We start from the raw sequence: 2,418 nt of genomic DNA on the forward strand, positions 1-2,418 counted from the left end.
CACCCATCCTCCCGGTCTGGCTCAACGAGCCAGACCCCGGAAGGGGGTCAATTCTCAAAGTCGGAGACTGGTCCACTTTTAGAAGACCACCGACAGACGGTCAGCGCACAGAGAAGAACGGTCGAGCAGCTTCACTGCATGGTCATGAACTGCAGGTCGAACCCGGAATCGGACGGCGCACCGCTCTCATCCCGGCAGGTGACGGTGACCTGCTTACCCTTCCCGTTTCCGTCCTGATATCCGGACGTGCCGTGCACCGAGCAGGCCCGTTCGCCGTCCAGCGGCGTGGCCAGCCCAATACCCCGGGTGATCGAACCGATTCCTTCGTTCTGACCTGGCAGGCGCACGGTGTACACGCCCGGAGCGGAGCCGCGGATCACGGTCGGGGCGGACCAAAAACCGCCGTAGAGCCGGTTGCGGTATTCCCTGGGGGTGGCCGTCCCGCTCGCCGTGATCGCCGGTATGGCCAGGTGGGCGTCGGAGTTGCGGTACAGCGAACCGATGATGTTGGCGTCGTTGGAGAAGGAGAGGGAGAACTGTCCGTAGGGGCTCGGGGTCGTCGCTGAGCGCGTGTTGAAGCAGTCGATGAGCACGAACTCGGTGACTCCTGGCACGGCCTGCTCTCTGCCGCGCACCGAGCAGATGTCGCCGAGTTGGTTCGAGGTCAGCTGAACGTTTTGTGGCGATAGGCCCGGATTGAGGTAGTGCAGCACGGAAAACTTGTTCACGTTGCCTTTGGAGCCCTCGAACCGGCCCATCGGCTTCGGTGAGGGGGAGGTGCTGGTGTAGGTGTCGGCCGGGACTGCGACACCTTCCAGCACAGGAACCGTAAACGCGCTCTGTTGGAGGTTCCCCTCCTCCGCGCCGCCTGCTGAGAACGCCAGCTGGAACCCGGTGTCGATCGCGTTAGCCGCCCGGTCACCGCACTGGATCTGCACGGCGAGAGCGCTCTCCTTACGCACGTCTCCCGGCCCGTAGGTCCACGAGAGCGACAGGGCGCCGGTTGCGGTGTTGACGCACTGCCCCGCGGAGCCGTCCCCGGCGGCCCTGACATGGGCGATGCCTCCGGTGGCTATGGCGGATTTCGGCTGGACGAGCAGCACGGTCCATTGCCCCTTCGCGTCGTGCTGCAGGTGCGCCGTGGTGAATTTGGTTACGCTCGCGTCCGCGAGGGTCGTCGTCGTCGCGCTCCTCGCTTCCGCCTGGCTGACTGTCACGTATGCGCTCGGCGTGGTCTCGGCGAGGTTGCCGACCGGTCCCGATGCCATTGTGGAGGCGTGCCCTGCTCCGGGCGCGGCCAGCAGGGCCACCGCTCCGATGACTAACTGTTTGATCATGTTCTCTCCAATGAGGATGGGTGAGTGAGCCTCCCCGTGGTTCCAGGACGCATTCGCTTGCCAGCATCGGCGCGCTGCTCCGGCGCGGATCCCACTCCATTCGGTACATCCGGAAGCTGGACCGTACGCATCGCGCTGCGTCAGCGCGGTCGGCTCCTCCTGAGGTCGGCGGCCTCGTCGAAAAAGGCGCGCACCGTGGCTGTCGGGTGTTGACGCTTCCCAGGCCGACTCTGCTTACTCCGCGTGGTTCGGGCGTCTCTCCAGTACGTCGGCCACGGTTCCGGCGTCGCACCTGGCAGGTGGCTGCAAGCAAGGGAAAGTTTGCCGGACGGTGCGCAGGAACAGCACCGCGATCTCCGGCCGCTTCCCCCGTCGAGGAGCTAGCAGAGGCTGAGCAGGTGCTTGGCCACCGGCCTGCGGACCCGGTGCGCCGGCACTCCGGGGTGCTGCGTCGTGCAAGCCCGGCTGGGGCAGTCGTCGCAGCAGCCACGCGTTGAACAGGCCCCAGCAGCCGGGGAGGCGCCGACGTCCGGGTGCGTCACCCCCCCCCCCGAGAATCTGCAGACGACCAGACTGCACTCGGGAAACGGCTCATGTGTCTCTCGCGTGTAGCTCCCTCGCTCATGCCCCCATGATGCGCACTGACCGAGCGGGCACGGATGGGCACCACTTACTCAACGGCGGATCACGCGGACTGCTCCCGGCATCTTGGCAACACACTGCCCGTCCTTACATCAGAGGACTCATCCACTGGTCCACTGCATGCCTCATTCAAATAGACTTCACGTCGTACAAGGCGGGCGATAGCGGGACCGTCCTGATTGCAGCTTTGCCGACCCGCAGATGGCACACCAGGCGCTGCACGAGCTCACCCCCGGCGACCAGCTGCGCGTCACCGGCTACCTCCGGCTGCTCCGCCCACACACGTACCGATGTGCCTGATCCTCACCGAGATGACGCTGTCCCCGCCCCACCTCCACGGACGCCTTAGAGGTCATCTCATTTGGCGAGCCTGCGGTAGCAGATCAGGGTGCATGCGAGGCTCGTGAAGGCGAGGAAGTGTTCGGCTTTGCGCTCGTAG

Annotated in this window: 1 protein-coding gene; it reads right to left on the minus strand. The window is 65.5% G+C overall.

Annotated elements, in window-relative coordinates; all coding sequences use genetic code 11:
• Window positions 1-131: 131 nt before the first annotated feature.
• Window positions 132-1,337, minus strand: coding sequence for a hypothetical protein (locus tag ACZ6CZ_RS37955; RefSeq protein ID WP_469030665.1), 1,206 nt, complete (start codon window positions 1,335-1,337; stop codon window positions 132-134).
• Window positions 1,338-2,418: the final 1,081 nt, after the last annotated feature.

The organism is Streptomyces sp. NPDC041135 (assembly GCF_055592085.1).

Bases quoted from the DNA above. Each gene is read 5' to 3' on its own strand.
- ACZ6CZ_RS37955 (WP_469030665.1), bottom strand. From the start codon at position 1,337: ATGATCAAACAGTTAGTCATCGGAGCGGTGGCCCTGCTGGCCGCGCCC.